The following is a 3,859-nucleotide window of genomic DNA, read 5'->3' as shown; positions in this document are numbered from 1 at the left end:
GCAGTCAACAAGAGAAAGAACCAAGTTTGCGGACTTTACGAAGTCTGCCTGTTCTGTATGAAATCGTGAAGAGAAGATGTAATCGGATCAGCTTTATAGCTGATGTCGCAATGGTTTGCTCAAACCTTGCAATATGATTGGCAGCCTGACCGCGCCACCGATTGTATCTCGAGAAGCTGGTCTTTCTGCTGATACTGTTGAAGCTGAACAAGCATTTGCGGTCAAATGGCAACATTTGGCGTCGCACAATGCGTTGTAAGAATGTTTTGATGGATATTGGCAATGAGAGTGATCAAGTGTCTTAAGGGCATTTGGTGGATGCCTTGGCATGCACAGGCGATGAAGGACGTGATACGCTGCGATAAGCGTCGGGGAGGTGCGAATACCCTTTGATCCGACGATTTCCGAATGGGGCAACCCACCTTAGATAGCTAGAAAATTTGAATTGTTGGAGTGAAACTGCATGGGTGAGAGCCCATACAGACCGCTAGGTCGTCGGTTCGAATGAACCGCCCCTGCGGAGCGAAGCAGCGCAAGCTGCGACAGCGTGAGCAAGAACAGTTCAACTTTCTAGTTATCGTAATAAGGTATCTAACTCTGAATACATAGGGGTTAGAAGCGAACCTGGGGAACTGAAACATCTAAGTACCCAGAGGAAAGGACATCAAACGAGACTCCGCTAGTAGTGGCGAGCGAACGCGGACCAGGCCAGTGGCAATAGGGAATAAAGTGGAAGAACCTGGAAAGGTTTGCCGAAGTGGGTGATAGCCCCGTACACGTAGAACACCTGTTGTCCTTGAGTAGGGCGGGACACGTGAAATCCTGTCTGAACATGGGTCGACCACGATCCAAGCCTAAGTACTCGTGCATGACCGATAGCGAACCAGTACCGTGAGGGAAAGGTGAAAAGCACCCCGACGAGGGGAGTGAAACAGTACCTGAAACCGGATGCCTACAAACAGTTGGAGCCCAAGGTTCGTCCTGGGTGACAGCGTACCTTTTGTATAATGGGTCAGCGACTTAGTCTGACGAGCAAGCTTAAGCCGGTAGGTGTAGGCGCAGCGAAAGCGAGTCTGAACAGGGCGTTCAGTTCGTCGGATTAGACCCGAAACCAAGTGATCTAGCCATGAGCAGGTTGAAGGTACGGTAACACGTACTGGAGGACCGAACCCATATCTGTTGCAATAGATCGGGATGACTTGTGGCTAGGGGTGAAAGGCCAATCAAACTTGGAGATAGCTGGTTCTCCGCGAAATCTATTTAGGTAGAGCGTCGACCGAATACCCCCGGGGGTAGAGCACTGAATGGGCTATGGGGACTCACCGTCTTACTGATCCTAATCAAACTCCGAATACCGGGGAGTACTAGTCGGCAGACACACGGCGGGTGCTAACGTCCGTCGTGGAGAGGGCAACAACCCTGACCACCATCTAAGGTCCCTAAGTTATGGCTAAGTGGGAAAGGATGTGAGGATCCCAAAACAACCAGGATGTTGGCTTAGAAGCAGCCATCATTTAAAGAAAGCGTAACAGCTCACTGGTCTAAATAAGGGTCTTTGCGCCGAAAATGTACCGGGGCTAAAGCCATACACCGAAGCTGTGGATGCACATTTGTGCGTGGTAGCGGAGCGTTCCGTAAGCCTGTGAAGGGACAGTCGTGAGACATCCTGGAGGTATCGGAAGTGAGAATGCTGACATGAGTAACGATAAAGGGAGTGAGAGACTCCCTCGCCGAAAGTCCAAGGGTTCCTGCTTAAAGTTAATCTGAGCAGGGTTAGCCGGCCCCTAAGGCGAGGCCGAAAGGCGTAGTCGATGGGAACCACGTTAATATTCGTGGGCCTGCAGGTAGTGACGGATCGCGTGTGTTGTGAGGTCTTATTGGATTGATCTTGCAGCGAAGCGGTTCCAGGAAATAGCTCCTGCATATAGACCGTACCCTAAACCGACACTGGTGGACTGGTAGAGAATACCAAGGCGCTTGAGAGAACTGCGTTGAAGGAACTCGGCAAAATGCACGCGTAACTTCGGAAGAAGCGTGACCCCTATTTGCGCAAGCAGGTGGGGGTGGCACAGACCAGGGGGTAGCGACTGTTTACCAAAAACACAGGGCTCTGCGAAGTCGCAAGACGACGTATAGGGTCTGACGCCTGCCCGGTGCTGGAAGGTTAAGAGGAGATGTGCAAGCATTGAATTGAAGCCCCAGTAAACGGCGGCCGTAACTATAACGGTCCTAAGGTAGCGAAATTCCTTGTCGGGTAAGTTCCGACCTGCACGAATGGCGTAACGACTTCCCCGCTGTCTCCAACGCAGACTCAGTGAAATTGAATTCCCCGTGAAGATGCGGGGTTCCTGCGGTTAGACGGAAAGACCCCGTGCACCTTTACTATAGCTTTACACTGGCATTCGTGACGTTATGTGTAGGATAGGTGGTAGACTTTGAAGCATGGACGCCAGTTCGTGTGGAGTCATCCTTGAAATACCACCCTTGACCTTATGGATGTCTAACTGCGGCCCGTTATCCGGGTCCAGGACCGTGTATGGTGGGTAGTTTGACTGGGGCGGTCGCCTCCTAAAGAGTAACGGAGGCGCGCGATGGTAGGCTCAGAACGGTCGGAAATCGTTCGTCGAGTGCAATGGCATAAGCCTGCCTGACTGCAAGACTGACAAGTCGAGCAGAGACGAAAGTCGGTCATAGTGATCCGGTGGTCCCGCGTGGAAGGGCCATCGCTCAACGGATAAAAGGTACGCCGGGGATAACAGGCTGATGACCCCCAAGAGTCCATATCGACGGGGTTGTTTGGCACCTCGATGTCGACTCATCGCATCCTGGGGCTGGAGCAGGTCCCAAGGGTATGGCTGTTCGCCATTTAAAGCGGTACGTGAGTTGGGTTCAGAACGTCGTGAGACAGTTCGGTCCCTATCTGCCGTGGGTGTAGGAATATTGATAGGATCTGTCCCTAGTACGAGAGGACCGGGATGGACGTATCTCTGGTGGACCTGTTGTCGTGCCAACGGCATAGCAGGGTAGCTATATACGGACGGGATAACCGCTGAAGGCATCTAAGCGGGAAACCCACCTAAAAACGAGTATTCCCTATCAGAGCCGTGGAAGACCACCACGTTGATAGGCCGGGTGTGGAAGTGCGGCAACGCATGTAGCTTACCGGTACTAATAGCTCGATCGACTTGATCACTCCCATTTACAATATCCATCAAGCCTAGCTTGATGTCTCTCCTGTCCTCACGCTGTCGCGGCTTCGCCGCTTCGCTCCGGACGGGGCGCCGGACTACCGGCGGCATGCAGTCGCATGCTTAGTGTTATCAGCACGAAAGACAAAGCACGAAGGCAAAGGACAGGCGCAGCCTAAACATACTGCCCTATTCCCCTAATGCCTTACTGCCCTAATCCAGCTTCTCAATTTGTGTTCTTCGCCGACCTGGTGGTTATGGCGGAGCGGCTGCACCCGATCCCATTCCGAACTCGGCCGTGAAACGCTCCAGCGCCAATGGTACTTTGTCTTAAGACACGGGAGAGTAGGTCGCTGCCAGGTCTGCCAAGCACACAAATCAAACCATCTTCTCAAATCAAATACAAAACAGATCAAATCACGCTCAAAGCGCAAAAAAATACCAAAACCGGTGATAATATCGCACCCATAAGGCAGGGTGGAGCAGCACCTTCCGACCGCAGACGGCAAAGCCGGCGAGGACGGAAAACCAAACAAAAACCGGCTTAAGCTCGGTGCGCACAAAGTTTATCGCGGGGTGGAGCAGCCCGGTAGCTCGTCAGGCTCATAACCTGAAGGCCGCAGGTTCAAATCCTGCCCCCGCAACCAAGACTTTCAAACCCCGCAGAAAAA

At 52.4% G+C, this 3,859-nt stretch carries 1 tRNA gene and 2 rRNA genes; all 3 read left to right on the top strand.

The features are described 5' to 3' along the window. Positions 1 to 290 precede the first annotated feature (290 nt). Positions 291 to 3,193 (top strand): 23S ribosomal RNA (locus F9K91_RS25255). A gap of 242 nt (positions 3,194 to 3,435) precedes the next feature. After that, a 5S ribosomal RNA gene (gene rrf, locus F9K91_RS25250) occupies positions 3,436 to 3,550 on the top strand. Positions 3,551 to 3,758: 208 nt separating this feature from the next. Beyond that, positions 3,759 to 3,835 (top strand) — tRNA-Met (locus F9K91_RS25245). Positions 3,836 to 3,859 lie beyond the last annotated feature (24 nt).

This window comes from Brucella tritici (assembly GCF_008932295.1).
GTDB classification, from domain to species: domain Bacteria; phylum Pseudomonadota; class Alphaproteobacteria; order Rhizobiales; family Rhizobiaceae; genus Brucella; species Brucella tritici.
This window is presented reverse-complemented; position numbering and strand designations above follow the sequence as displayed.